Here is a 23700-nt window from a genome sequence, read left to right as displayed (position 1 = left end):
ATATAACTATACTAGTATTTCAGATGAGGCTCGGTGAAGGCTATGAGAAAAGACCAGCTTTTGTCTTTTGAGACCTGATGCACGGCATAACGCGTAATTCGATCTCGCGATTACCGTGCAGTAGTTCAGGGCTGTAGGTTGATTGCGATATTCCGCGGAAGGATGAGAAGGATATCAAGGATTGTTCATGATCTATTCCAGAAGCAGTCAGGGCAAACTTCTGTCAAGATACTTTCTGTCAGCCGGCCTTGCCCCGATTCCTGGGTTCCCCGGACAGCACCGTGACATAGGAAAACAGCAGTTCTTCCAGAAATAATCTTGGATTGAGTGGATGCCGGGCAAGCTGCTGCGTTTTATCCAGGGCCCGCAAATAAGTTGCCATTGAATACGGATCAAGTCCGGATGCCAAGGATTTTATTTGCGCAAGCATGTCCAGATGATAGCGGACCTTCTGCGCCATACGAAAACTCATCAGATCGTAGCACCACTTTTGCAGCCAGCTGACCACCATGACAAGGTCCGATTTCTGCATTTCCTCTGCCAGTGCCAGCACATCGAAACTTGATGGAGTGCTGATTTGCTGGATGAAGGCGCTGTGCCGCACAAGGTAGTCTTCGTTCGCGAATTCCAGTGCGGTCAGAGGAGCGTAGCCAGCCGAGGCCAGGCATCTTTCAGGCGCTTTGACCCCCTGCTGTTTTAACCACAGTGCTGCGGAGGCTGCATCGGGGGCTGGCATGTCAATCTGGCGACAACGACTGCGGATCGTCGGCAATAAATACTGTGCCTGATGCGTTACCAGTATGAACAACGTTTGGAGCGGCGGTTCTTCCAGATTCTTCAGAAGGGCATTGGCGGCAGCCGTATTCATGGTTTCCGCCGGATGGATCAGGATGATCTTATAGCCGTTCTGATGGCTGGTGATATTGACGAAGTCGCCTAGTTCCCGTATTTGCGAGATACTTATCTGTCTGCTGGGTTTTTTTGCGGACTTGCCGGTGGCCTGATTCACTGCCTTGGAAAGAGATTGAGTTTCTGCCTCATCTCCGGTGTCCGCACCCTCCTCGCTGGCTCCCTCTCCCGAGACGGACGTTGCCGCGACCGCTTCGGGCTCAACAAGGCAGAAATCCGGGTGACTGCCTTGCTCAAACCAATGGCAGCTTGCACAGACCTCGCACGCCTTTCCTTCGACAGAGGGATTTTCACAGAGTCTGGACTTCGCCAGATAGCGGGCAAACGCAAGCTTGCCCAGTCCCTTTCTGCCCCGTAACAGCAGGGCGTGGCCCAGCGTACCCGTAAGTTTCCGCCAGACTTCTTCCTGCCATCCATAAATATTACTCATGCGCAAATCGTTGCAATATTTTTTTCAACTGACCTCCTAACATTCTCCAGAGACTGGTTGGCGTCTATCACCCGTATTCTTTCAGGGAATTTTTTTGCCCGCTCCAGATACGCCTCTCGTACTCTCCGGAAAAATTCATCCTGTTCTTTTTCAAACCGGTCCGCCTGCTTGATGTTGCTGGTTCGCTGCCTTCCCGATGCGATAGACACATCGAGATAAAGGGTAACATCCGGCTGAAACTCTCCCTGTACCCAGCATTCGAGTTCATTCAATTTCTGCAGGGATAATCCCCTTCCCCCGCCTTGATAGGCAAAGCTGGCATCGGTAAAACGATCCGATATTACCCAGTCGCCGCGGCTCAAGGCAGGCAGGATGACCTTGTCCAGATGTTCGCGCCGTGCGGCGAACATCAGCAGCGCCTCGGTCTCCGCATGCATCGTTTGCCGGCTGTCGAGCAGGATGCCGCGCAACGCTTCCCCCAAGGGAGTGCCGCCGGGTTCGCGCGTGACAATCACGTTTTTTCCTCTTTCCTTCAGGAAATGCTCCAACCACCGGAGATGCGTCGTCTTACCCGCACCGTCAATGCCTTCCAGAGTGATGAATTTGCCCCTCATATTTTGATGTCATTCCTGAAAATCACGATATTGGTAATGCCATTGGCTCGTAAGCCGGAAAGAAGCATGCCGGACAAAGCCTGCTTCAAGGCGAGTTTAACTTATACTTATGGAAGGTAGTAGTTACAAGCTTGCTTGGCCGGACTGGAAAAAAGAAACCGCAAGTCGGACATGCCGGATATGGGTAAGCGTTATACTGTTTCGCGGGATGTACAAAAACATAGAAAGCGCAAATACAAAAGGCGATCAGGAGTTCATTTCATGACTGATGATATAGGAAGCTTATTCGCACGCTGGGCACTTTTATTTGCACTGATGCTCGGCACCTTGATTCCCGGTGTTTCCAGCGCTGCTGCCCAACCGGCGGAACGAAATCGGCAGGACAGACCGACCCCGAACACGACTGAGTCTGCTTCGCGTCCGCGGGGGCAGCCATTGACTGAATTCGAGAAGATGCAATTGCACCATCGGCGTTATAGTGCGGCTGCAAATAACATGGCGCATTTGTTCAAGCTATTGAATCAAAAAATCCAGGAAGTATCCTTGGCAGCAAAGACCGTCGAAGCCAAGGACAATTCCCATAACAGGCGCCAGCTGGAAATCCGGTTACAGCAACTGGAAAACGCCCGCGTGGCTTATAGCGTTCAATATTTGCAACTGCAATCCCAGATGCAGAACGAATATCGCAATTATGCTGCGATCAGCAACGACTTGAAGGCAAAGTATGATGGACCCGCAAGGAGCCGGGGAGAGACTGGCCGAGATACCGGCAGTGCGATGAAGGCGAAACCCGACGTGAGTAAGTCGGCTAAAGCCAAGAGTATGGAAGATAAGGATACGGGGAGTGATACAAAGGCAAAAGAATCCCCGATCGAGGAGCAGTTTGCCACCGATTCACCTGCAAGGGATCCGCGTATCCTGGATCTGGATACCAAGGAAGTCAGAGCCAGGCGCGAAGGGCGCTCGGAGGCTGGATCTTCCGGGAGTTCCCTGCCCGCCCCGGGACAACCGTGACCGGGAGCGGGTGTGCAACGACCTGCTCATGGCTTGTCCCATACACTTCAAGGGGCTGCTGTCCTGGGCGACCCCCCCAGCGCTTCCTTTAACCGCTGTTCCTGGTCTCGTGAGAGATTCGTGCTCAAAACCTTGCCCCTGAACTCGCCGAGTTCAGCCAGGATTTTTTCCGGCTCCACTTCTCGCGCAAGGATGAAGAGCGCCGACGAATTAAGGGGGATGGTTTCACCTAATGACTTGATGAAATCATCCGGAATACCATAATCCGTAAGAGAACCGGACAAGGCTCCCGCACCTGCTCCAATCATGCTTCCGATGAGTAATCCGGCTGCCGGGTTGAGGAAAAGCATTCCGACAAAAGTCCCCAGAAGCCCGCCGGACAGCAGACCGGCAGACGTATCATAATGGGTAAGATTTATACTTTGCTTGAGGTTTATCTCACCCTGCTCGTCACGAACGACGACCACAGCATCCTCAAGATCAATCAGATGCTGTCTTTTCAGCGACCTGAGCCGCCACAGAACTTCCTCTGCTTTTTGCAGGTTTTCAAATCCTATTACCACCAGATCCGACATGGTGCCTCCTTTCAATCGCATTTGTGCTTACTACCTATGATACTGCATGTACCGTTTTAGTTTCCCCGGTATCAAGGCAAGTCGTGATCGCAAGGAATTTCTCCAGATTCTTCTTCCCCGGTTCCGGCAGAATTCCAGGTTGACGGCATGGGCCGGCGCTGATGATTCCAAAAAAACACGCTGAAATTTCACGAATTCTTTATGTAATCGAAACAGTTTCATCACACGACTTGTGTTAAATCCAATCGAGCCCCAGAAAATGATAGATCTGTGGCGGTGAGTTGATGTGTTGTTGTACCCGACTCGCCGGGCCACTTCTATTCCGAAGAGAGGAACAGGAGACAGATAAGGGGCAAAGAGGGACAGAAGCTGACTGCGTGGCACTGAAATTCTTTCTATTAATATTTTAGGGGAAATATCATGCGACAGATTCGATCCTATTTGCCTTCACTTGCAGTAATAGCAGGCGTCGTGGCATCCCTGCTGACCCTTCCTGCCGGGGCGGTTACATTCACACCCACCAATCTTGTGACGGATGATCAGCTTGCTCATGCCGCCCAGATTACCGACACCGGTCTCAAGAATGCGTGGGGAATGTCCTATGCTCCCGGCGGGCCCTTCTGGGTCTCTTCGACTGATGGCGGAACAGTCCGTCTGTATGGTGTGGATCCAGCAACACAAGCGACCGCCCAGCGACCCTTGACAGTTTCCATCCCGGGCGAGGGTAGCGTGACCGGGCAGGTATTCAACAGTACATCATCATTTGGGGACAATCGCTTTCTGTTCGTAAGCGAAGATGGCACAGTTTCAGGCTGGCGTCCCACCCTGGGTACGACGGGTTTGATACCGGCAGAGACACTGGTGCCGGCATCTCCGAACAACAGCTATAAGGGCGCAGCTATCGGCAACACCGGGGGGCACGATTATCTTTACGCGGCCAACTTCAAAGCGGGGACGGTGGATGTTCACAAGGGAGATGCAGCGGCGCCACCATTAACCGGTTCGTTTACCGATCCCCTCGGCCTTCCTAGTGGATATGCTCCTTTCAACGTCCAGAATCTCAACGGATCGCTGTATGTGACTTATGCCCTGCAGAATGCAACCAAGGATGACGAAGTGGCTGGGGCGGGGCTGGGTTTTGTCGACCAATACACGTTGAACGGCGATTTCGTTGCGCGGGTTACATCCGGCGGAACCTTGAATGCACCGTGGGGGTTGGCTGTAGCGCCTTCTTCGTTTGGTTCCGCTGCCGGTGATCTACTGGTAGGAAATTTCGGTGATGGCCATATCAATATTTACGACCCCAATACGCATACTTTTCTCGGCCAGGTGCTCGATGCCAACAATCATCCCGTAGTGATTGACGGTTTGTGGTCCATTTCACCGGGCAACGATACCATGGCAGGCAGCAGTCATCTGCTGTACTTCACGGCGGGACCGGATGAGGAAACCCACGGTTTGTTTGGCGTCCTCACACCCGTCCCTGAGCCTTCCGCTTACGCAATGATGCTGGCGGGACTTGGTGCATTAACGCTGCTGATCAGGCGCCGCACACTGGGATGAAGTTTTGATGAATGGAGGAATCACGGCGCCTCAATTTCATACACTTTATTCTTGACTTTATTTGTAACAGTTTTATCATATAAGCCGTTGGACAAGTGATCCCTCCTTTGTAAGTGGAAACTTTAAACCCGAAGTCGATAACGTCTTCGGGTTTTTTTATGCTACGGAACTTGATCTGTCCCGGTCAATCTGCCCCTGCTGGCCATGGACTCGCCTGAGTGCGCGAGATCGATACTCCATTGCGAGATCCATGTTCCTTTTCCAGAATCCTGGATAGCAATAATTCAATACTTGGTTTGTTATTTGTTGTGTCCGAGGACGAGTCCCGCGATTTCGATGCCGAGACCAAGGATGAAGAGAAGTGCGCCGATCCAGATATCTTCCGGCGCGAAGAACATCAGTATTCCGCCTAATATCATAAATGAGATAGACAAAATCCGTTTGGTGCGAATGCGAAGAGTCATGGGCACACAGCCTTTTACAAGCAGATTCCGCTGAAGCAGATATCCGGCTATCTTTATATAGACAATATAACTATAGACCCTGGCCGCGAAAATGCTGGAGAAGGAGCGCCTGGAGCTCGTATATAACTCCGGCTGAATGGAATCCGGTTAAACAGGCTACCGTCCATGTCTATGGGAGTTGCTTATTTTGCCCTTCTTTCAAGCTCGAAGACCATCGAATCAGCAAGGGAGAGAAGTGGCTTTATGGCCTGATCAACCTTATCGGCAAGTGCTGCAGGGGCAATGTTGTGCGCCAGGGACGCCTGGAGCGCCTCATGCAGACGGGTTGGTTTTTCAGTGGACAGGTGGTGCAAGTCGGCGGGCAGTCCCTGACGTAATAGGCTATAGACCACAGCTGGCTCCACGCTGTAATGAAAACACCATTGGTCATCCAGCCGAAGATAATTCAGGTGCTCCAGCGGAATACCTGTTTTACCCCCAAGAAAACTTAAGTCCTTATCGGTTAATTGGTGAACAGGCTCACCCTCAATAAGCAACTTCAGCGCAGTAATATATCGCTCATACTCGGATGATCCCCGGAATTTTCCCGATTTGATCTCCAGGTCGACTGCTTGCTGTAGTGGAGCATTGAATATGATTTCTGAAAATCCGATCTCATCTCCTGTTTCTTTGTCTTCGCTATCGGACGGTTCGAAAACGCGCACGATCAGATCCGCTTTATCCTTCATCCGGAGCTTGTTTGTGCTATATGTAATCTGATAGCTTCCTTCCGCATCCGTGATTGCCTGACCCAGCAATGTCTCTGATCGCATGTCCCGATCAAATGCACGGACGAGGAGATGAGGAAGCGGGAAGCCATCCACTTGGCGAATTGTGCCCCGAACGATGCAAAGCGTTTTAACTGTGATATCGAGAAACTCCTGAATCGCAGCCGGGTTCTTCCTTGCTTCAGCTACAATGCCGCCCTCCGGATCGAATACCCGCACAAGCAGATCAGGACCTTTTCGTCCATTCGAACGCCAGGCATAGTCGATACGGTAGAATCCATCATCCTGAACCGCGCCTATTGCGCCACACCGCACCAATGTATTGACCGAGAGAGCATCGAATGCGCAAACGGTAAAGCCGCTTGCGCACAGCGGCACTCCATCTTCCTGAAAAATCTGCCCACTAACAGTATAAATCCTGGTCCGTGGAACATCCGGACCGATGGTCACGGTGGCGATGGCCGAAAACTGATTCCTCAGGTTTTCCGCCTGATCCTGCGATAGCTCTTCAATCGTAAAGCCACGTTCCCACAAGATTCGGGAAAAATCATTCTGTTTGCGGGAAACAGGTATCATCAGGTCGAACAGCGCGCGAAGTTCCCCGTCGGTGACGAAAATACGCACCGAGTTGTCTATAACCCTGGCCTCCAGGTAATTTATACCCGCAAGCGCCCGTTGCACATTCTCTATTTCGCCCGAATTCGACCTTTCCAACAATATGCCCTGCTCCAGAATGTGCTGGCGCAGATTTTTGAAACCTTTAACGAAGCTGAATAGCTTTTGTAGAATGTCGAATTTCTTGTCTGGCTGACTGAACTGGATGGTAGCTCGCATGGTTGGGTCGGTTTCTATGTCCGCTATCGTTATTTTTTAATACTTGAGCAGCGAAGTGAGGGAGAACTCACATGCAGGATCTTTCTGATGTTCCTTGCACCTAGAAACGATTTCCAGGCATGGAAGACCTCTTCGCAAACCGTTGTCATGAGCCGATGGAAAAACTGGTTCAGTACAGTGTACAGCAGTTTATGTATCCAGGCTCCGAATATCTTCTGTTGCTGCAACAAGCACAGCGGCTGTTTATGCTCTCGCGTCAAATGAATAGTCTTCCCACCATTAAACATAGCTGATGGACATAAGAAATCAAGCTTTTTGTTGCTTGTGCATCCAAAACTGGATGCTTATACATGTCTTGTCGATATCCTACATGTCTTATCGGTATCCGTAGTATTTGCGGATGAGGTGGGGGCAATCAGCTATAACCGTCGTTATTGATGGGTTGCGCTTTGCTTCACCTATTCTACGAAAACACCTCAGAAAAATAGATCAATTGATTTAAATGTCATGAAGAATTCTCCTATCGTTAGCGTCAAGAGCAGGAATTTTGAGCAGCGCTTGGCAAACCTGCCGAAGCCGGTTTATCCGGAAGAGCTCCCGGTAGTAGCTCTACGGCAGGAGATCGGGCAGGCGATTCGGGAAAACCAGGTGGTGATTATCAGCGGTGAAACCGGTTCGGGCAAGACCACGCAATTGCCGAAAATCTGCCTGGAACTCAAACGGGGCGTGCATGCGATGATCGGGCATACGCAACCTCGTCGTATCGCGGCACGGACCGTGGCGGCACGAATCGCTTCAGAACTTAAGAGTCCCTTGGGGCATGCGGTAGGGTACAAGGTGCGCTTTTCGGACAAGGTGAGTCCGGAAACGTATGTCAAGCTCATGACAGACGGCATTCTGCTGGCGGAGACGCAGGGCGATCCGAATCTGCTTGCCTACGATACGATCATCATCGACGAGGCGCACGAACGCAGCCTGAACATCGATTTTCTGCTCGGGTATCTCAAGCAGTTGCTGCCGCGCCGGCCGGATTTCAAGCTGATCGTTACTTCCGCGACCATTAATGCCGAACGATTCTCCGCGCATTTCGATAATGCGCCGGTTATTGAAGTATCCGGCCGTATGTATCCGGTGGAGGTACGTTATCGTCCCATCGAGGCCCCGGCTCGCGCTGCTTCCGCCATCGCGGAAGATCGGAATGAAGACAAAGCCGGGAACAGGACCAGGGATAAAGATAAGGACAGGCAGAAGGATAAACAAAAGGATAGGGACAGGGATGAGGGTGACATGGAGCAGGCTATCCTTGATGCAGTGGATGAAATCAATCGCTGTGGGCCGGGTGATGTGCTGGTGTTCCTGCCTGGCGAGCGGGAAATCCGCGATACTGCGGAGGCGTTGCGCAAGCATGCTTTTGGTGGTCCCGGCACGGGCCGCGCGGGTGCCGAAATTCTGCCATTGTTCGCGCGCCAGTCCTATGCTGACCAGGAACGGGTTTTCAAGCCTGGTGGCAGCAGCTTGCGGCGCATCGTGCTTGCCACCAATGTGGCGGAAACTTCACTGACCGTTCCCGGCATTCGCTACGTGATCGATACCGGCGTGGCACGCATCAAGCGCTACAGCTATCGCAACAAGGTGGAACAGTTGCAGGTGGAGAAGATTTCACGCGCATCCGCTAATCAGCGCGCGGGACGCTGCGGCCGGGTGATGAGCGGTATCTGTTTCCGACTTTATTCGGAGCAGGATTACCTTGCCCGCCCGGAATTCACCGATCCGGAAATCCTGCGCTCTTCGCTGGCCGCGGTGATTTTACGCATGAAATCTCTCAAAATTGGATCAATCGAGAATTTTCCTTTCCTTGAACCGCCCCTGCCACGCATGATTGCGGACGGCTATCAATTACTGACCGAGCTCGGCGCGGTGGATGAGAGTAACACCCTTACCAGCATCGGCTGGCGGCTGGCCAGATTTCCCATCGACCCCAGGATTGCCCGCATGATTCTGGCAGCGAAGGAGGAAAACTGCCTGAGCGAGGTGCTCATCATCGCCTCTGCCTTGAGCGTGCAGGACCCGCGAGACCGTCCGTTCGAACGGCAGGAAGCCGCAGACCGGGCCCACCAAAGCTTCCAGGACGAGCGCTCCGATTTTCTGAGCTATCTGAAGTTGTGGGATTTCTTTGATGACCTGCTCAAGCATAAGAAATCCAACCGCAAGTTGATCGAGCAATGCCAGGAAAACTTTTTGTCGCATCGCAGAATGCGGGAGTGGCGTGAGGTCCACGGTCAATTGCATACGTTGGTAGTGGAAACAGGATTGAAACCCAACGAGATACCGGCGAACTACGATGAAATGCATCGGGCACTTCTCGCGGGATTGCTCGGCAATATCGGCTTCAAGATCGACGAGGATAACGAATACCTCGGAGCGCGCGGCGTCAAGTTTTCGATTTTCCCAGGTTCCGTGCTGAAAAAGGCCAAACCCAAATGGATCGTGGCTGCAGAGCTGACGGAAACCACCCGGCTTTATGGTCGAGGTGTAGCGAAAATCGATCCTGCCTGGGTGGAAAGGATCGGTGGAAAGCTTTGCAAGAAGCATTATTTCGATCCGCACTGGGAGAAGAAATCAGCGCAGGTATCAGCATTCGAGCGGGTGACCCTGTATGGATTGACAGTAGTCCCGAAGCGGCGTGTCTACTACGGCAATATCAACCCGAGAGAAGCACGCGAGATTTTCATACGCTCGGCCCTCGTAGCAGGGGAATACATTACCCAGGCCCCATTTTTTGAGCACAACCGCGAGCTTATCACCAATGTTGCCGCTCTCGAACATAAAACCCGCCGGCCGGATGTGCTGGTGGACGAACAGGAAATTTTCGCGTTCTACGATGGACTCATCCCCGAGGGAATCAGCAACGGCACAGCTTTCGAAAAATGGCGCAGACAGGCCGAGCGTGAGAATTCGCGCTTGCTCTACATTTCCAAAGAATACTTGATGCGCCATACCGCGCAGAATGTAACGGAAGAGCGGTTTCCCGATACTGTGCGCGTAGACGGCTTCCACCTGTCACTTACCTATCGCTTCGATCCCGGACACGTGTTGGACGGGGTCACCATTACCGTACCGTTGCCGCTGCTGAACAAGCTGGATGTGGCGCAATTCGACAGCCTCGTCCCAGGGCTGGTCCGCGAAAAGATAACGTGGTATCTGCGAGCACTCCCCAAGCAGATACGCCGCTACGTTGTACCGGTCCCGGAGTTTGTAACGCAGTTTCTGGAAAGTGCGGAATATGCAGCAGCAACTTCGCCGTCTGAACCCTCGCCGTCACTTCTGACCGAAACATTGGCCCGCTTTATCCGGACCAAAACCGGCATTACCGTTCCACCGGATACCTGGCGGGACGAAAAACCGCCTCCGCATCTGATGATGAACTACAGAATCGTGGATGATGCGGGGCAAGAGCTGGCAATGAACCGGGATCTTGGGCAATTGAAAACGCAACTCGGGGAAGCGGCACAACTGATGTTTTCCCGCTCAGAGTCGGGAGAGCATAATCCCCTTGAACGCGACGATGTAAAACACTGGGATTTCGGTGATCTGCCGCAGGAAATCACCTTCAACCGTGCGGGCAAGAACATGATGGGCTTCCCTGCTCTCGCCGAACGGGATGGAAAAGTATCGATTCGTCTGTTCGATACGCGCGAAGCAGCAGAGCTCAGCATGCGTGGCGGTGTGCGTCAATTGCTGCGCTTCGAGCTGAAGGAGCAAATGAAACAGCTGGAAAAAGATCTGTCAGGACAGGGGGCAAAGGGTGGAAAGGGCAGATATCTGGCACAGGCGGCCTTTCAACTGCACACACTCATCAAGCCTGACCAGCTCAAGGAAGATATATTGAATGCGGTCGCAGACCGCGCTTTTATTGCAGATGATGCGCTACCCCGCAGTGAAAAGGAATTTGTCGCCCAGCGCCAGCGTGCCCGTACGCGACTACCTGCCGTGGCTGAGGCTCTGGTTCGCATCGTGCAAAACGTCGCCAGCGAGTACCAATCATTAATGGCGAGGGTTTCTTCAATCGGAGGAGCGGGCAAGGTTGGCGTGCAAAAAACCGGCGCAGCGAGTAGCGGTAGTGCTGGTAACCCTGGAGCCGACTTGATGATGCAACTCCGCAACCTCGTTTATCCGGGATTTTTGAGCGCCACCCCCTGGGAACGCTTGCAGCATTTACCGCGTTACCTGAAAGGCATGATCCTCCGCCTGGATAAGTATGCCGCCAATCCCGAGCGTGACGCGCGTCACGCTGCTGACATTGCCGGATTATGGAACCGGTATGAACAGCGCCTCGAAAAACATCGCAAGGCGGGGATCGATGATCCCAAGCTCGCTGAATTTCGGTGGCAGATCGAGGAACTGCGTATTTCGCTGTTTGCCCAGGAACTTAAAACGCCCTACCCTGTTTCGGTCAAGCGGTTACAGAAATTGTGGGAGGAAGTCAGTATGTGAGGCTGGATGAAGCCCTGCGCCGCTGGTGGATTCCTGCTTTCGCAGGAATGACAAAGGTAGGTCGGACTTCGTCCGACAGCTAATATTCCTGTCGGCGCAGCCGACCTACCGACAGGTTACGGCTTGGTTTATAGCCTTTAATAATTTGACGGGTTAGAGCTCTATCTCCTCGACGCGTAGACAGAGCAATCTTTAATTAAGCAGCCGGTTTCAGCTCGGGAATATTCCGCTCTATCAGGTAATTTGCGGCTACTCTGCATTCTCCGCCGGGAGCAATTTCCACCACTTCTGACCCAGCATTTGCGGTTTCAACGCAAACAAAGCGTTCATAGTCGTCATCCTTCAGGTCGCCCATCTGTGCAGAAATTTTCGCCCAGGGGTTCCATACGACAGCAGTCCTGCTGCCGCTCGATCGAATGCGAATCCGGCGATCATAAGCAATATCGTCGATCACCAACTCTTTCTGCACATCCTGATAAATGCGATCGACTTCGGAATTGATCGTTATTGCACCTGCCTGGGTTTTTTGAGCGTAATTGTCGACTTTATCGAGATACGCGACCCCCTCGAGACCGAGAATGGTGACCTGATCGATATGCCCGACCTTGAAGTAGGTATGCAGAGCCTGCGTGATTGAAAAAGACGCGGTATCTTTATTTCGCGTGATCAATTCAAGATTCAGGGATTCTCCCACTGTAACTTCGAGATCTAGATTGAACGAATGAGGCCAGATAGCCCTTGTTTCCGCTGTGTCGGTCAAACCGAGCGTCACCTTGCTCTCCCCATTTCCAGTCGCTTCCGTTTTAATGACGTTCCAGAGGCGGTTACGCACAAAACCATGTACAGGACGCCCTTGCTGTTCCGGATCCGGGCCGAACCAGGGCCAGCAGATGGGAGCGCCGCCCTTGATACCTTTACCTGCCTCATAATATGCAGCTTCGCTCAGGAACATCAGGTTCTGCTCATTTGCAGGCTGAAAAGACAATACCTGCCCTCCATAAACAGAGATCACTGCGCCACCCTTGGCATTATCGATCATGATAAAGGGAAATCCTCCTGCCCCTTCCATGAATTTGACCTGCCCGTCGATCCCATGGTTTTTATTCAACTCTTCTATATTCATTTCATTCCTTATTCGCTTCTGGAGATGCCTCGTAGAAGAGGATCATAATGGCACCTGAACATTTTGTCATCAACAGCTGTTTATGCTGATCGACCTGCTGACGTAGGTCGATCAGCGAAGCAGAATGAGCCTTGGAATTGCTTCCGCCTCCATCCAGACAACCGCATTTTGTCCGAATTCCTTTCCAAGCGCCTTTGTTGTCTCCAGATCCAGTCCGAGCACGAGAAAGCTTTTTTCCGCCGGCCACACTCCGACAGGGTCGATGCCTTCACCTTCGATAATCTGGCTCTGCTTGGCAACATACCGATCGAGGCTCTTCCGGAGATCCAGACATGCCTTCATGTTCACTTCGTGACTTTCCGCCGCACCGAAGGGGTTGCAGGCGGTGATGAATGCGGCACATCGATGACCAGATGCTGCTAAAAGCCTTGCCAGGGGCTCGGAATACTGGTCCACATGCAAGGTTATTGCCTCATGACCTAAGCCCGCACGATAGTAAGCCGAGCGATAGGCATAAATGAGATCATCAGGGATTTCAGTGTACGGCAATGGTATCTCCGGCGAAGCTTCCCATCCCCAAGCCTTTATGAGTGCTACAGTTACCCATTGATGCAGGGTAGTCAGGGTAAGTTACAATTTACGGGGAGAGTTTTTCTTATGAAAGATGGCGTATCACTCTGCAGGGATTTCCTGCAGCGAAAACGTTTGCGGGAATGTTTCGGGTAACAATGCTTCCCGATCCGATCGTCGTGCCCCGTCCGATCGTAACACCGGGATTGATGATCGCTCCACCGCCAATCCAGACGCTGTCTTCCACGGTAATGGGTTTAGCGGCTTCCAGGCCGGTATCACGGTCCTTCGCTACAAGGGGGTGTGTTGCAGTATAGATCTGCACCGCCGGACCCAGAAAGACATTATGGCCCATGATGACCTGCGCGCAATCCAGCACGACGCAATTGAAGTTGGCGTAGAAGTTATCCCCTACCAGGAGGTTGTAACCATAGTCGCAATAAAAGGGCGGCTCGATATGGAGGTTTGACCCCGATGCTCCGAGCAGTTCCCCCAAAATTGCAGATCGTTTTTCGGTCTCGTCCGGAAGACTGTCATTGAAAGCCTTCGCTAATCTTTTGGCACGCTTTCTTTCCTCGACCAGCAGTCGATCGCTGGAACGATAGAGTTCTCCATTCAGCATTTTCTGCTTTTCAGTCTTATCAATCACGTCATCTATTCAACAGAGGTGTTTGAACAAGCTTCGGAAAGAAAGCTTTCTCGAGGAAACACCCGGCGCTGCCACTTCAGTCAGGTTTCGGACATTCTGCCGGTATGCTGCATCGAGCATGGCTGTTTATTGCTCTCCGGATCATACTTGGCGCCCCAGTGGATGAGCGCATGAAGAGCAGGGGACAAATCCTTTCCTTTTTCCGTGAGCGTATAAATGACTCTTCTTGCATTAAGGGGATCGCGCTGCCTTGAAATGATATTGCACTCCTCCAGCTTTTTCAGACGATCTGAAAGAATATTGGATGCAATTTTTTCGGGTGAAGCGAGAAAATCCCGGAAATGCTGCTTGTCCTTGAACAGTATGTCGCGAATAACAAGCAAAGTCCATTTGTCACCCAATATATCCAGTGCGCAGCTAACGGGACAGGAAGAACGCTTGTTCTGGTCTTTAGTCATGCTCACATTATGTTTGATTTTTCCAATACGATTCATTTATTATACTTTCAATATGCAACCAAATACGAGGATTGAGACTCTATCTGTGGTTGCCAATAAAATTTTTTTCAGCTCGGAACGGCTTTATTTCTCATATGGCTCCAATAACGCGTTATAGCTCGTCCAGGAAGGTTACGGCTTTTTGGATGGACGATATGAGGCTGAAAGGCAGCGGCAAGCAAATACAAATCAAGAGGAGTAGATGATGAAGCAAGCGATACAAGCCGGTACCTCGATTCTTGTCCTTGTAGCAACGTTGTATAGCGGTTCGGCGACCGCTCATGGAAAAGTCTCGATGGAGGAAGATAGCTGCATGCGACGGCTTGGCGACAGCAGCATGGTGCATTTAAGCGCCTATCAGCCGCAGTATGAGCCTGCAGACCAATACTGCACCGAAATTCCCAAAGGAGGAAACACGTTTCTGGTGATTGACCTCGTGGATCCCGCATTACGGGATATTCCCATCGGAATGCGAATTGTAAGAGGAAGCAATGAAACAGAAGATGAAACGGTATCTTATGTCAGGCCCAGCTATCACCCCGATGGAGTGATCAAGGGGGAAACCGCTCTGGACAAGGGAGAGTATACGGTTTTCATAACCGGTGAGGCAGTGCCCCCCGTGCGCTACGAATATCCGTTGCGCGTAGAAATGATCAATTACGCAAAAACTTTTCGCGCCGCGGTCGGACCGATGATAGCCGCTCTGCTGCTGACTTTGCTTGGCTACAAGATCATGCAGTCCAAGCGGGTGAGGCAATGGAAGTCCTCTCGTCGATCGTAAACACATAGAGCCTGCACAGCTACCTATGGCATTACGACGACGCTTGAGCTTTTTCCTGATGGCAACCGTGATACCCTCTTTTACGCCCTACAATCTATAACTTGAATCCATTCTGGAGCATGTCATGACACGGTATGCCAGACTGGAAGGATGTGAACTTTGTTAGGTGAGTAGAGCAGATAAAGAGATCTGATGAGACAGTGCCGCGCTCCGAGGCGCGGACAATAAGGGAAATTTACCTTAATCACGGCTCGGATGGAGGTATCGCTTAATCCCTGCAGTAAGTACATTAAACAAAAAAATTCCGGTGGGTGTATCGCTAAATAATCTTTCTTTAGCTTTTTGTCCGAGCAATCCGCAAAACACAAAATCCTTGATGACTTGACTCCAGCATGACAAGCCGCCTTTATTGACAACCCGGAGCATGTCCATCAGTGAAATATGTTCCCCATACCAGCAGTTGACGTTAATAGCGGGGGCAAGGGATCGAATATGGTGCCACCAGAGCTTAGGGATGAAGAGGACTTCCCCCGGTTCAATTATCCCGATATATGCCTGAACCGAGCGAGCGCGCGGGAACAGATTGAACTGGGGATTATCAGGATCGAACTGGCTCTTCTCGACGTTGTCTTTAAATGGATAAAGCTTCCCAGCCTGATCGGGAGAAACCAGAAAGACGCTCTTCTTACCAAATATCTGCGCATTTATATTATCGAAGCGGTCAAAGTGAAGCCCAGACCGCGTGCCGCTGGAGCCGAGCCAGAGATAGAACATTCCCTGTCCACTTCCAGACGGCAACATCACTTCAAAGTCGATATCTCGTACGAGTTCGGGCAGCTTGGTAAGCGACATCTGATGAATGTAGCAAGCTTTTGATGCACTATCCATAAAATCGACAAACTCAGCCAGTTTCATTTTTCGACCGTGATCTATTGAACGAAGGGCGTAGGGCGATCCGGTAGCAGGCAAATCAACTGCCGCACCTACCTCGAGATTGCCGTAATGCTTCGCGAAATAGCTGGGGGTCCATTCCTGCAGCGCCTTCCAAGAGTTGAGCAAACCAATCCCAATAATCGGCCTCTTTGCATTTGCAAGATAGACCCCCAGTTCTCGGGGCGTTTGGAAGCTGACGCGAGGGATAGGTTGACAATCAATATCATGATACATGCTGGGCTCCATTATCTTTTTAAGAGAGACGGGGGACTGGATGGCGGGTTAGAGAACGATTCTGCCCGTCTACTGTACTCGCCTTAATCTACTTCGAGTCGGTTCCTAAAATCAGACCTTTCAGTATTTCAACCATGAAATCGAGATCCTGCCGCTTAAGATCCTGATGAATGGGAAGGCATATGAGGTTATTATAAAGATCGACTACTTCCGGAAATTCCTCGAGAGGGAGAGTCGGATGAATGACACCATCCCAGGCAAATGCGGCTACCCCATGTTCGCGGAGTTGCTTATGCAGATTTTTTACTTGAGTCGAGAAAGCGGGAAATACCCAAGGACAGATCACTTCAGGCAGTTGTGGATGGAGTGGTACAAAACCACGCAGTCCAACTGTTGCTCTGACTAAGTAGTTATAGTTCGCTCGTCGTCTCTCTACAATAGAACCGAAGTCGGCACTACGGAGTACACGCTGCGAAAGACGAGTCATCGGGAGGTCAGCAAATGACGAATCAAATCTTGGGGCGGTTACGCTCAACCCCAGCACTTTGGAATTTTCTAATTTCCGAGGAAAAAACACACGCATGCCTCGATATACTTTTATAAGCAGATTACCTAAGGATCGAGCAGTAGGATCGGATGAATCTGCCATCACCCTTTCCAGAAGATTCTTTGCAACTTTTAAGGAAAGTGCCGCACCTTCTTTCTGGAGCTGCAATCTCTCAAAGGGAAGATTCATATTGATCATGAGGCAGCCACCGTCATATACGGGTAAGAACTTCTTGAAGCTGAAGAAGCTGATATGACCATGACTTCCCAATGTATTAAGGTTGGAGCTATCTTTGAAAACGTGGGCACAATCCTCGATCAAAAACAATTTATGAGTTGCGCAAAAGGCCTTCAATTGCTCCACGGGAGCAGGAAAACCGAAATAGTGAACAGCTAGGATTGCTTTGGTTTGATTGTCCAGCTTACTTTTCACATCCTCAAGATCTGGAGAGCAGTCTGGGGCAATTCGATAAAAAACAACCTTAGCACCGAAAGCCTGAATTGGGTCCACGATGGCGGAACAGTGATAGGCGGGAACAAGTATTTTTTGCCCCGCGCGAATGCCAAGTATTTTGAGACCGTGATAAATAGCGTTCCTGGCCAAAAACACATATTGCGTAGACTGGCACTCAAGGTAAGCGGGTAGCTTTCCCCTTTTTCCAAAGCCGACAAGGTTAAGCCAATTTAGCCGGGACTCGTTTGAGATCACCATAAGGTGCGGTTGCAAAAATGTGGGAACTACAGTATAGCCAGTAACCCGAGCGGTTTAAGATTCACCGAGCAAAGTGCCCTTTTTACGGGTTAGAATTGATTTTAGAAAATGAATTCCGCTCCTCACCTGGACATTGCGATAAAAGTTGACGTGGAACATCGTTCTTATTTCGTCGGTCCATTTCTTCGTCCATCCTTCTGTGACACGCCCGTAAAATTCCATTAATCGCATATCACTGTTTTTATAAAGGTGACGAATGATCTCTTCTTGCAGAAGGAATCCCGGCGCTGCACTTCGAAACTGCTCGTCATACGCTATCTTTAGTGAAATCACCATTCCGCCTCGAGTTATACAAATCTGACTTGCTACGGGATTACCGTTAAAAAGAAGCTGGTAAATAGCTCCTTCTCCACGCTCACAGAAGAGTTCAAGAATCTTCCGGTAGAATGTGCCTTGAGGATCCTGATCTCCAACAGCAGTCCCACTGCGAAATTTCCAGCCGCTTTGTTCCATACGGCTATAATTCCTGATGCCTTCAGTCATTTGACCGGGGAGGCGAAGCTCCTCTAATTTACATTCGACTCCCTGACGCTCGAGCTTGCGGCGTCGACGCGCATTGTTGTCTCGCAGATCCTGGGGTCGATCATTCCAGTAATATTCGAAATCCTTCGTCAACATTATCCGTCCTGTTTGGATATATCGAATGAATTCCCTGTTCGATCTGGTATCACGCTGCTGAAAAAAAGTGTGATCAGGATCTTGCTGGGTTATCCCTAGAACTAGCCCCAAACCTGGCAAAGAATACAGCAAATCCTCTACCTTTTCTGATGCGTTCGCAGAAGGTGAGAAAAGAACCATTCCAATAGGTTGCTGGGAGGGTTGGAAGAGACTCCAACTGCCAATACCTGTCTTTTTCAGGAGCAACATTGCCGGTTCACTCATGCTCTTAAACGTGGCCAGAAGCACCGGTTGCTTTGCCGAACGATCTTTTTCTAAAAGGGGGTGAACGAACCGCGAATCCAAAAGAATATGGTCACCGGTAGCTGCGTTGAGATCATCCCACTGCTGCCGGTACTTCGGAAATGCATCCAAGGCATTTTCAATAGACCAACTCATAACAAACTCGCGTTTGAAAGTTGTTTGAAGAGAATTTTGGATAAATTTTTATATTGTCCCACGTCATTTCACTTTTGATTCTTGTACCTATGGATATTACTTACAAGAAGAAAATGCTTGCTACCTGTTTAAGATCATTTTTATGTTCCTCCAAACAGCCCTTAATCAAAAGAAATGCTAACCTACTCTTCCTTTCTTAAAAAGAAGAATAGCGACCATCAGCAAACCCGGTTTGAATCCCGAACGGTTGCAAAATCATTTAACTAAATATGATGTATTGGAAAACTTTCTGAAGTAATAATACCACCTGTAAACATCAGCTCACCCTGTAAAGTTTACGTCGCAGCCATTCCTTGAGGGATCTTGGCGACTCACCGAAGGTGTAAAAATCCAGCCTAGCATCGCTAATCCATGTTGGCTCCAGCTGCAAGAGTATGTGGTTGATTGGCCCTCTTCCAATTCGCGATTTCGGAAGCATATCCCTAGGTCAAAGCCCTGTATCATCTATGATGGAAAATGAGAAGAAAATAGTGGGAGAAAATGGGACAGTAAACGATATGTCTTCTCTCAGATTTTTAATACCCTGTTCCTCGATACGTTAATAAAGGCCTCCTGAGGGCCTGAATTTCCGCATAACTCCAATCTACTTGAAAGGAATAAGTCGTGTGGAGTTCGTAATAGTTAGCTACCCAACGCGGAGGCCAGTATATGTCGACGGCGATCTGTCCGGCTATACCAATGAAGTCCTCCAGATGGACGCGGGCACGCATAAATTTACCCTCGCCCCTCCAGAAGACTGTGACCCCATCTTTTGCGAGATCATGGTTAAGGGAACCACTGTCCTGCTTCCCATGAAAATTGCCTTTATCAAAAAATGGTAGGTATGAGTATCCGACTTGGCGCATGCATGGCTGTGCTTGCTGGAGCCCTATTGTTGAGTGGATGTGGCTCCTTTCAGGTAAATCCGCCCTTGGCCAGATACGACCCTTCCTCAGGTTACCGTTTCGAAAAACTGGAGCCAGGAAGCAATAGCGATAAGTTGTTTGTCATTCTGGTTTTCTCGGGAGGCGGTACCCGGGCGGCGGCTTTATCTTATGGAGTGCTGGAGGCTCTCCGCGACACTCAAATCCAATGGGAAAACCGGAGAATATCGCTGCTAGATGAAGTGGATGTAATTTCGTCGATATCCGGGGGAAGCTTTCCTGCAGCCTATTACGCCCTGTATGGATTGCGGATTTTCGACGAATTCCCGAATCGCTTCCTCTACAGATCCATCCAATCCGAATTGATTGATTCGACGTTGACCCCAGCGGGGTTATTGAAGCTCGGCGGGGCGAGCTTCGGACGCAGTGACCTGGCGGCGGAGTTTTACGATCGGGAGGTATTTGGCGCAGGCACATATGCGGAAGTAATTGCTCGCGCTCGACGACCTTTTGTGATCCTGAATGCCACGGATATGACGACGGGAACGCAATTTCCCTTTACCCAAGACCAGTTTGACCTTTTATGCTCCGATCTGTCAGGAATTTCACTGGGGCGGGCAGCAGCCGCATCCTCGGCGTATCCGGGAGGACTTACGCCCCTCACTTTTCAAAGCTATGCGGGCAAATGCGGCTACCGTCAGCCTGAATGGGTGGATCTTGCCGTTCGGGATCATAAGTCGCGCATCAATATACGTCGGGCCGCGCGCGCGGAAAACAGGCTTTCGTATACCGCTACCGAATACAGCCCGCGTAAATACATCCATTTGACCGACGGTGGCGTAGCCGACAATATCGGGCTGCGGGAGCCGCTCACGGCGATTAACAGTTTAAATAATTCTTGGAGCGTGCTTCGCCTGATAAATCAGAAGAAAGTGGATAAACTGGTGGTAATCGTGGTGAATGCCGGCACAAACCCCACCACCCGCCGGGATCAGACTCCAGAGGTTCCCGGGCTCGTTGATACCCTGACTGCCGCAGCCGTGGTCCCGTTGGGCAATTATTCATTCGATACTCTTGAATTGTTGCGGCAAACGGTAAACGAGTTCAACGAATCGATGCGACTGGTATCCGGATGCAAGGAGTTGGCTGTCAGCAAAGGCCCGCGATGCGAGTTGGATATTTCCGTACCGCACCAGATTGAATTCTTTCCGATCGAGGTGGCGTTTGAATACATCGAAGCCGCCGCCGAGCGAAACTGGTTCAAAAATCTTCCTACCACTCTGGAATTGCCACGGGAAACGGTAGATAAACTACGGAAGGTCGGGCAACAAATACTTAACGAAGATCCCGAGTTCAAAAGACTGATGGAAGCGTTGCATGGATGCACCGCACTTGCGGGACAGCGTTGCTGATGGAAAAATTCCATGGGATCACGCCGCAGCTCACCAAAACGCAGCTCACCAAAAAAGAAAGGGAAGAAACATGACGAAGATTCTCGGATTCGCCGCGCACGCCCCCAAGCAGAAACTTGAACCCTTCATTTATAACGCCGGACCTCTCGCGCCGGAGGAAGTGGAAATTGCGGTGGAGCATTGCGGTCTTTGTCATTCCGATCTTTCAATATTGAATAACGACTGGGGTATCACACAATATCCCGTTATTCCCGGACACGAAGCCATCGGTCGCATTGTCGCGATGGGAGAACAGGCAAAGGGATTGCAAATCGGACAGCGGGTAGGCGTTGGCTGGAATGCCGGCAGCTGCATGCACTGCCACGAATGCATGACCGGCGATCACAACCTTTGTGCAAAAGCCACCGCGACAATCATCGGGCATTATGGGGGCTTTGCCGACAAAGTGCGAGCGCACTGGGCGTGGGCGATTCCCATACCTGAGAAGCTTGAAAGTTCCTCCGCAGGCCCGTTACTCTGCGGAGGGATTACTGTATTTGCGCCCCTTGCGGCCTATGTAAAACCAACCGATCATGTAGGTGTCGTCGGCATTGGCGGCCTCGGTCATCTGGCCCTGCAATTTGCGAATGCCTGGGGTTGCGAAGTTACGGCCTTCTCTTCCAATCCCTCAAAGGCGGAAGAAATGCGTACCCTCGGCGCCCATCATGTTCTCTCCAGCCGTAAGAGCGGCGAAATTCGCTCGGCAGCACGCTCGCTCGACTTTCTGCTGGTGACCGTCAATGTTCCGCTTGACTGGGCATTGCTGCTCCAGACGCTGAAACCGAAAGGACGCATGCATCTCGTTGGCGCAGTACTCGAACCCCTGCCCATCCCCGCTTTCGAGCTTCTGAGCGGACACAAGAACGTTTCAGGGTCACCGACCGGTGGGCCTGCGATAATATCGGATATGCTGGATTTTGCCGCCCGTCACGGCATTCAGCCTCAGGTGGAGCGTTTTCCCATGAGCAGGGTCAATGAAGCGATTGCTCATCTTGCTGCTGGAGAGGCGCGCTACCGCATAGTCCTGGATGCGAATTTTAATCAGGAGCAGCCAGGAAGTGCGAATGCATGATCAGCCGCTTTGCAGCAATTCAACCGTCACTTCATTCGGACACGATCCATCGCGCTCAAATTCCGTAATGTTACGCAGCGTGGTCTGCGCGATGCTTGATAGCGCTTCAGCGGTAAAGAATCCCTGATGTCCCGTTATCAACACGTTCGGGAACGTGAGCAGACGTACGAACAGATCATCCTGTATCACGTGGCCGGTTAAATCCTGAAAGAACAAGTCACCTTCCTGCTCATACACATCCAGCCCCAGATATCCGATTTTCGAGGATTTCAATCCGACAATCACTGCTCGTGTGTCGATGACAGCTCCACGGCTGGTGTTGATGAGCATCACACCCTGTTTCATTCGCTCGACTGCGGCCTCATCGATCAACCGATGCGTTTGTGGATTGAGCGGACAATGCAGCGTGATAATGTCGCTCTCTCCATAGAGCGTCTCCAGCGGAATATATTCGACCCCCAGTTCAATGCATGGAATTCGGCTGCAGGTCGTAAGCCAGCAAGCGGCAACCGAAGCCGCCCAGTATCTGCGCCACCGCAGTCCCAATACGCCCGGTACCGATAATACCAACAGTTTTATTGCGCATTTCAAAGCCCAAGCAGTCCCTGCAAGGTGAAGTTCCCATTGCGGACGCGATTATAGGCTTGATGAAGACGGCGATTGAGGGTCAGCATCAGCGCGACCGTATGCTCTGCGACTGAATGCGGCGAATAGGCGAGTACTCGCACCACACGAATTCCCAGTAGGCTTGCTGACTGAATATCGACGTTGTTGAAGCCCGCGCAGCGCAGGGCGATGAGACGGGTACCCTCCGCCGCCAGCGTTTCCAGCACTCTGTTTTCCAATGTGTCGTTGACGAATACGCACACGCCGGGGAAACCTGCCACCATCCGCCGCGTTTCTTCTGAGAGGTGCGACTCGAAAAATACCAGTTCATGATGAGCATCACGATTGGCAGCCAGTAAAAATTGGCGGTCGTAGGATTGAGCGCTGCAAACGGCAACTTTCATTGGTTTCCTGCCTGCTTGTCCCTTCCTCGGGCTGTTGAAATCCGATTTGGAGCTCTTTTCCAAATCGTATGCACCATCAGCTTAGCCTCTTCCAGGCATTATCTGAAAAAACTTTACCGATTTTACCGATAATAGCGGCGGGCTCACCCTTCGACAGGCTCGGGACAAGCTCTTCAACAAGCTAAGGGGAGGATGAACAGCACGCCTGCATCTGAACCGGAGGGCATTTAATGGATCCGAAGGAACAAAAGACACAGCAATCACCCGGACGAGGTCGCAACAGTACCTTGCAGTCTTCGCATTCATAATAAAACTGGCAGGCGTCAACTGGCATGATCTCTCGCTTGATGTACTTACAGTAAGGACACGTCAGTTCCGATTCCAGAAGAGGTGTATTATTCGTCAAAAGAATTCCCGGG

22 protein-coding genes are annotated in these 23700 nt (G+C 51.0%); 6 read left to right on the top strand and 16 right to left on the bottom strand.

The features are described from left to right. Positions 1 to 238: 238 nt before the first annotated feature. Both holB and tmk read right to left on the bottom strand, forming a co-directional pair. Positions 239 to 1339 carry a DNA polymerase III subunit delta' gene (holB, locus tag BMY01_RS00590; protein ID WP_074743667.1) on the bottom strand — a complete coding sequence of 367 codons (1101 nt, stop codon included), beginning with the start codon at positions 1337 to 1339 and terminating at the stop codon, positions 239 to 241. Further along, a complete protein-coding gene (gene tmk / locus BMY01_RS00585; RefSeq protein WP_074743666.1) occupies positions 1336 to 1953 on the bottom strand; it encodes a dTMP kinase in 618 nt (205 codons plus the stop codon). Before tmk ends, holB begins: the two co-directional genes overlap by 4 nt. Before the next feature lie 261 nt (positions 1954 to 2214). On the opposite strand from tmk, the gene BMY01_RS00580 reads away from it, so the two are divergent. Then, a complete protein-coding gene (locus BMY01_RS00580; protein WP_139176619.1) occupies positions 2215 to 2967 on the top strand; it encodes a hypothetical protein in 753 nt (250 codons plus the stop codon). Between the two features lie 47 nt (positions 2968 to 3014). Here the strand turns inward: BMY01_RS00580 and BMY01_RS00575 are convergent, their stop codons facing one another. Continuing rightward, positions 3015 to 3542 (bottom strand): DUF1269 domain-containing protein, encoded by a 528-nt coding sequence (locus BMY01_RS00575; RefSeq protein WP_074743664.1) that lies wholly within the window; start codon positions 3540 to 3542, stop codon positions 3015 to 3017. Positions 3543 to 3962: 420 nt separating this feature from the next. Between BMY01_RS00575 and BMY01_RS00570 the strand changes: the two genes are divergently transcribed. Beyond that, positions 3963 to 5105, top strand: coding sequence for a TIGR03118 family protein (locus tag BMY01_RS00570; RefSeq protein WP_074743663.1), 1143 nt, complete (start codon positions 3963 to 3965; stop codon positions 5103 to 5105). 299 nt (positions 5106 to 5404) lie between these two features. Here BMY01_RS00570 and BMY01_RS17670 read toward each other — a convergent pair whose 3' ends face one another. Both BMY01_RS17670 and BMY01_RS00565 read right to left on the bottom strand, forming a co-directional pair. Beyond that, positions 5405 to 5569 (bottom strand): hypothetical protein, encoded by a 165-nt coding sequence (locus tag BMY01_RS17670; RefSeq protein ID WP_166668408.1) that lies wholly within the window; start codon positions 5567 to 5569, stop codon positions 5405 to 5407. A gap of 182 nt (positions 5570 to 5751) precedes the next feature. Then, positions 5752 to 7170 (bottom strand): hypothetical protein, encoded by a 1419-nt coding sequence (locus tag BMY01_RS00565; RefSeq protein ID WP_074743662.1) that lies wholly within the window; start codon positions 7168 to 7170, stop codon positions 5752 to 5754. Positions 7171 to 7677: 507 nt separating this feature from the next. Between BMY01_RS00565 and hrpA the strand changes: the two genes are divergently transcribed. Then, complete coding sequence (gene hrpA, locus BMY01_RS00560; RefSeq protein WP_074743661.1) at positions 7678 to 11664, top strand: ATP-dependent RNA helicase HrpA; 3987 nt, start codon at positions 7678 to 7680, stop codon at positions 11662 to 11664. A 196-nt stretch (positions 11665 to 11860) separates the two neighbouring features. Here the strand turns inward: hrpA and BMY01_RS00555 are convergent, their stop codons facing one another. The 4 genes from BMY01_RS00555 to BMY01_RS00540 form a co-directional block, all read right to left on the bottom strand. Continuing rightward, the gene (locus tag BMY01_RS00555; RefSeq protein ID WP_074743660.1) at positions 11861 to 12787 is read right to left on the bottom strand and encodes a D-hexose-6-phosphate mutarotase; all 927 of its coding nucleotides are present in this window, start codon (positions 12785 to 12787) and stop codon (positions 11861 to 11863) included. A gap of 111 nt (positions 12788 to 12898) precedes the next feature. Further along, the gene (locus BMY01_RS00550; protein ID WP_074743659.1) at positions 12899 to 13336 is read right to left on the bottom strand and encodes a DUF3293 domain-containing protein; all 438 of its coding nucleotides are present in this window, start codon (positions 13334 to 13336) and stop codon (positions 12899 to 12901) included. Between the two features lie 106 nt (positions 13337 to 13442). Continuing rightward, a complete protein-coding gene (locus tag BMY01_RS00545) occupies positions 13443 to 14006 on the bottom strand; it encodes a sugar O-acetyltransferase (protein ID WP_217638593.1) in 564 nt (187 codons plus the stop codon). 80 nt (positions 14007 to 14086) lie between these two features. Then, the gene (locus BMY01_RS00540; protein WP_254772560.1) at positions 14087 to 14464 is read right to left on the bottom strand and encodes a winged helix-turn-helix transcriptional regulator; all 378 of its coding nucleotides are present in this window, start codon (positions 14462 to 14464) and stop codon (positions 14087 to 14089) included. Positions 14465 to 14705: 241 nt separating this feature from the next. Here BMY01_RS00540 and BMY01_RS00535 point away from each other — a divergent pair, with 241 nt between their 5' ends. Continuing rightward, the gene (locus BMY01_RS00535; RefSeq protein ID WP_074743658.1) at positions 14706 to 15284 is read left to right on the top strand and encodes a hypothetical protein; all 579 of its coding nucleotides are present in this window, start codon (positions 14706 to 14708) and stop codon (positions 15282 to 15284) included. Positions 15285 to 15524: 240 nt separating this feature from the next. Here the strand turns inward: BMY01_RS00535 and BMY01_RS00530 are convergent, their stop codons facing one another. The 3 genes from BMY01_RS00530 to BMY01_RS00520 all read right to left on the bottom strand — a co-directional run bounded on the left by BMY01_RS00530 (position 15525) and on the right by BMY01_RS00520 (position 18825). Continuing rightward, positions 15525 to 16451, bottom strand: coding sequence for a cupin-like domain-containing protein (locus BMY01_RS00530; RefSeq protein ID WP_074743657.1), 927 nt, complete (start codon positions 16449 to 16451; stop codon positions 15525 to 15527). A gap of 88 nt (positions 16452 to 16539) precedes the next feature. Beyond that, positions 16540 to 17709 carry a DegT/DnrJ/EryC1/StrS family aminotransferase gene (locus tag BMY01_RS00525; RefSeq protein WP_081353607.1) on the bottom strand — a complete coding sequence of 390 codons (1170 nt, stop codon included), beginning with the start codon at positions 17707 to 17709 and terminating at the stop codon, positions 16540 to 16542. Positions 17710 to 17763: 54 nt separating this feature from the next. Continuing rightward, positions 17764 to 18825 (bottom strand): GNAT family N-acetyltransferase, encoded by a 1062-nt coding sequence (locus tag BMY01_RS00520; RefSeq protein ID WP_081353606.1) that lies wholly within the window; start codon positions 18823 to 18825, stop codon positions 17764 to 17766. 883 nt (positions 18826 to 19708) lie between these two features. Between BMY01_RS00520 and BMY01_RS00510 the strand changes: the two genes are divergently transcribed. Together BMY01_RS00510 and ahr are read left to right on the top strand one after the other, a co-directional pair. Then, entirely contained in the window at positions 19709 to 21160 is a 1452-nt protein-coding gene (locus BMY01_RS00510) for a patatin-like phospholipase family protein (RefSeq protein WP_074743653.1), read from the top strand. A 70-nt stretch (positions 21161 to 21230) separates the two neighbouring features. Then, positions 21231 to 22271, top strand: coding sequence for an NADPH-dependent aldehyde reductase Ahr (ahr, locus tag BMY01_RS00505; protein WP_074743652.1), 1041 nt, complete (start codon positions 21231 to 21233; stop codon positions 22269 to 22271). Here the strand turns inward: ahr and BMY01_RS18550 are convergent, their stop codons facing one another. From BMY01_RS18550 to BMY01_RS18535, 4 genes are all read right to left on the bottom strand, one after another. Next, on the bottom strand, positions 22272 to 22733 hold the full coding sequence (locus tag BMY01_RS18550; protein ID WP_302848409.1) for an NAD(P)-dependent oxidoreductase: 462 nt from the start codon (positions 22731 to 22733) through the stop codon (positions 22272 to 22274). A 1-nt stretch (position 22734) separates the two neighbouring features. Further along, on the bottom strand, positions 22735 to 22857 hold the full coding sequence (locus BMY01_RS18545; RefSeq protein ID WP_302848407.1) for an NAD(P)-dependent oxidoreductase: 123 nt from the start codon (positions 22855 to 22857) through the stop codon (positions 22735 to 22737). A 1-nt stretch (position 22858) separates the two neighbouring features. Further along, the gene (locus tag BMY01_RS18540) at positions 22859 to 23281 is read right to left on the bottom strand and encodes a Rossmann-fold NAD(P)-binding domain-containing protein (RefSeq protein ID WP_302848406.1); all 423 of its coding nucleotides are present in this window, start codon (positions 23279 to 23281) and stop codon (positions 22859 to 22861) included. Positions 23282 to 23462: 181 nt separating this feature from the next. Further along, entirely contained in the window at positions 23463 to 23687 is a 225-nt protein-coding gene (locus tag BMY01_RS18535) for a GDCCVxC domain-containing (seleno)protein (protein WP_074743651.1), read from the bottom strand. Positions 23688 to 23700 lie beyond the last annotated feature (13 nt).

This window comes from Nitrosospira multiformis (genome assembly GCF_900110185.1).
Classification (GTDB): Bacteria; Pseudomonadota; Gammaproteobacteria; order Burkholderiales; family Nitrosomonadaceae; genus Nitrosospira; species Nitrosospira multiformis_A.
Note: the sequence above shows the minus strand (reverse complement) of the source record. Positions and strands in the feature narration are given on the sequence as shown.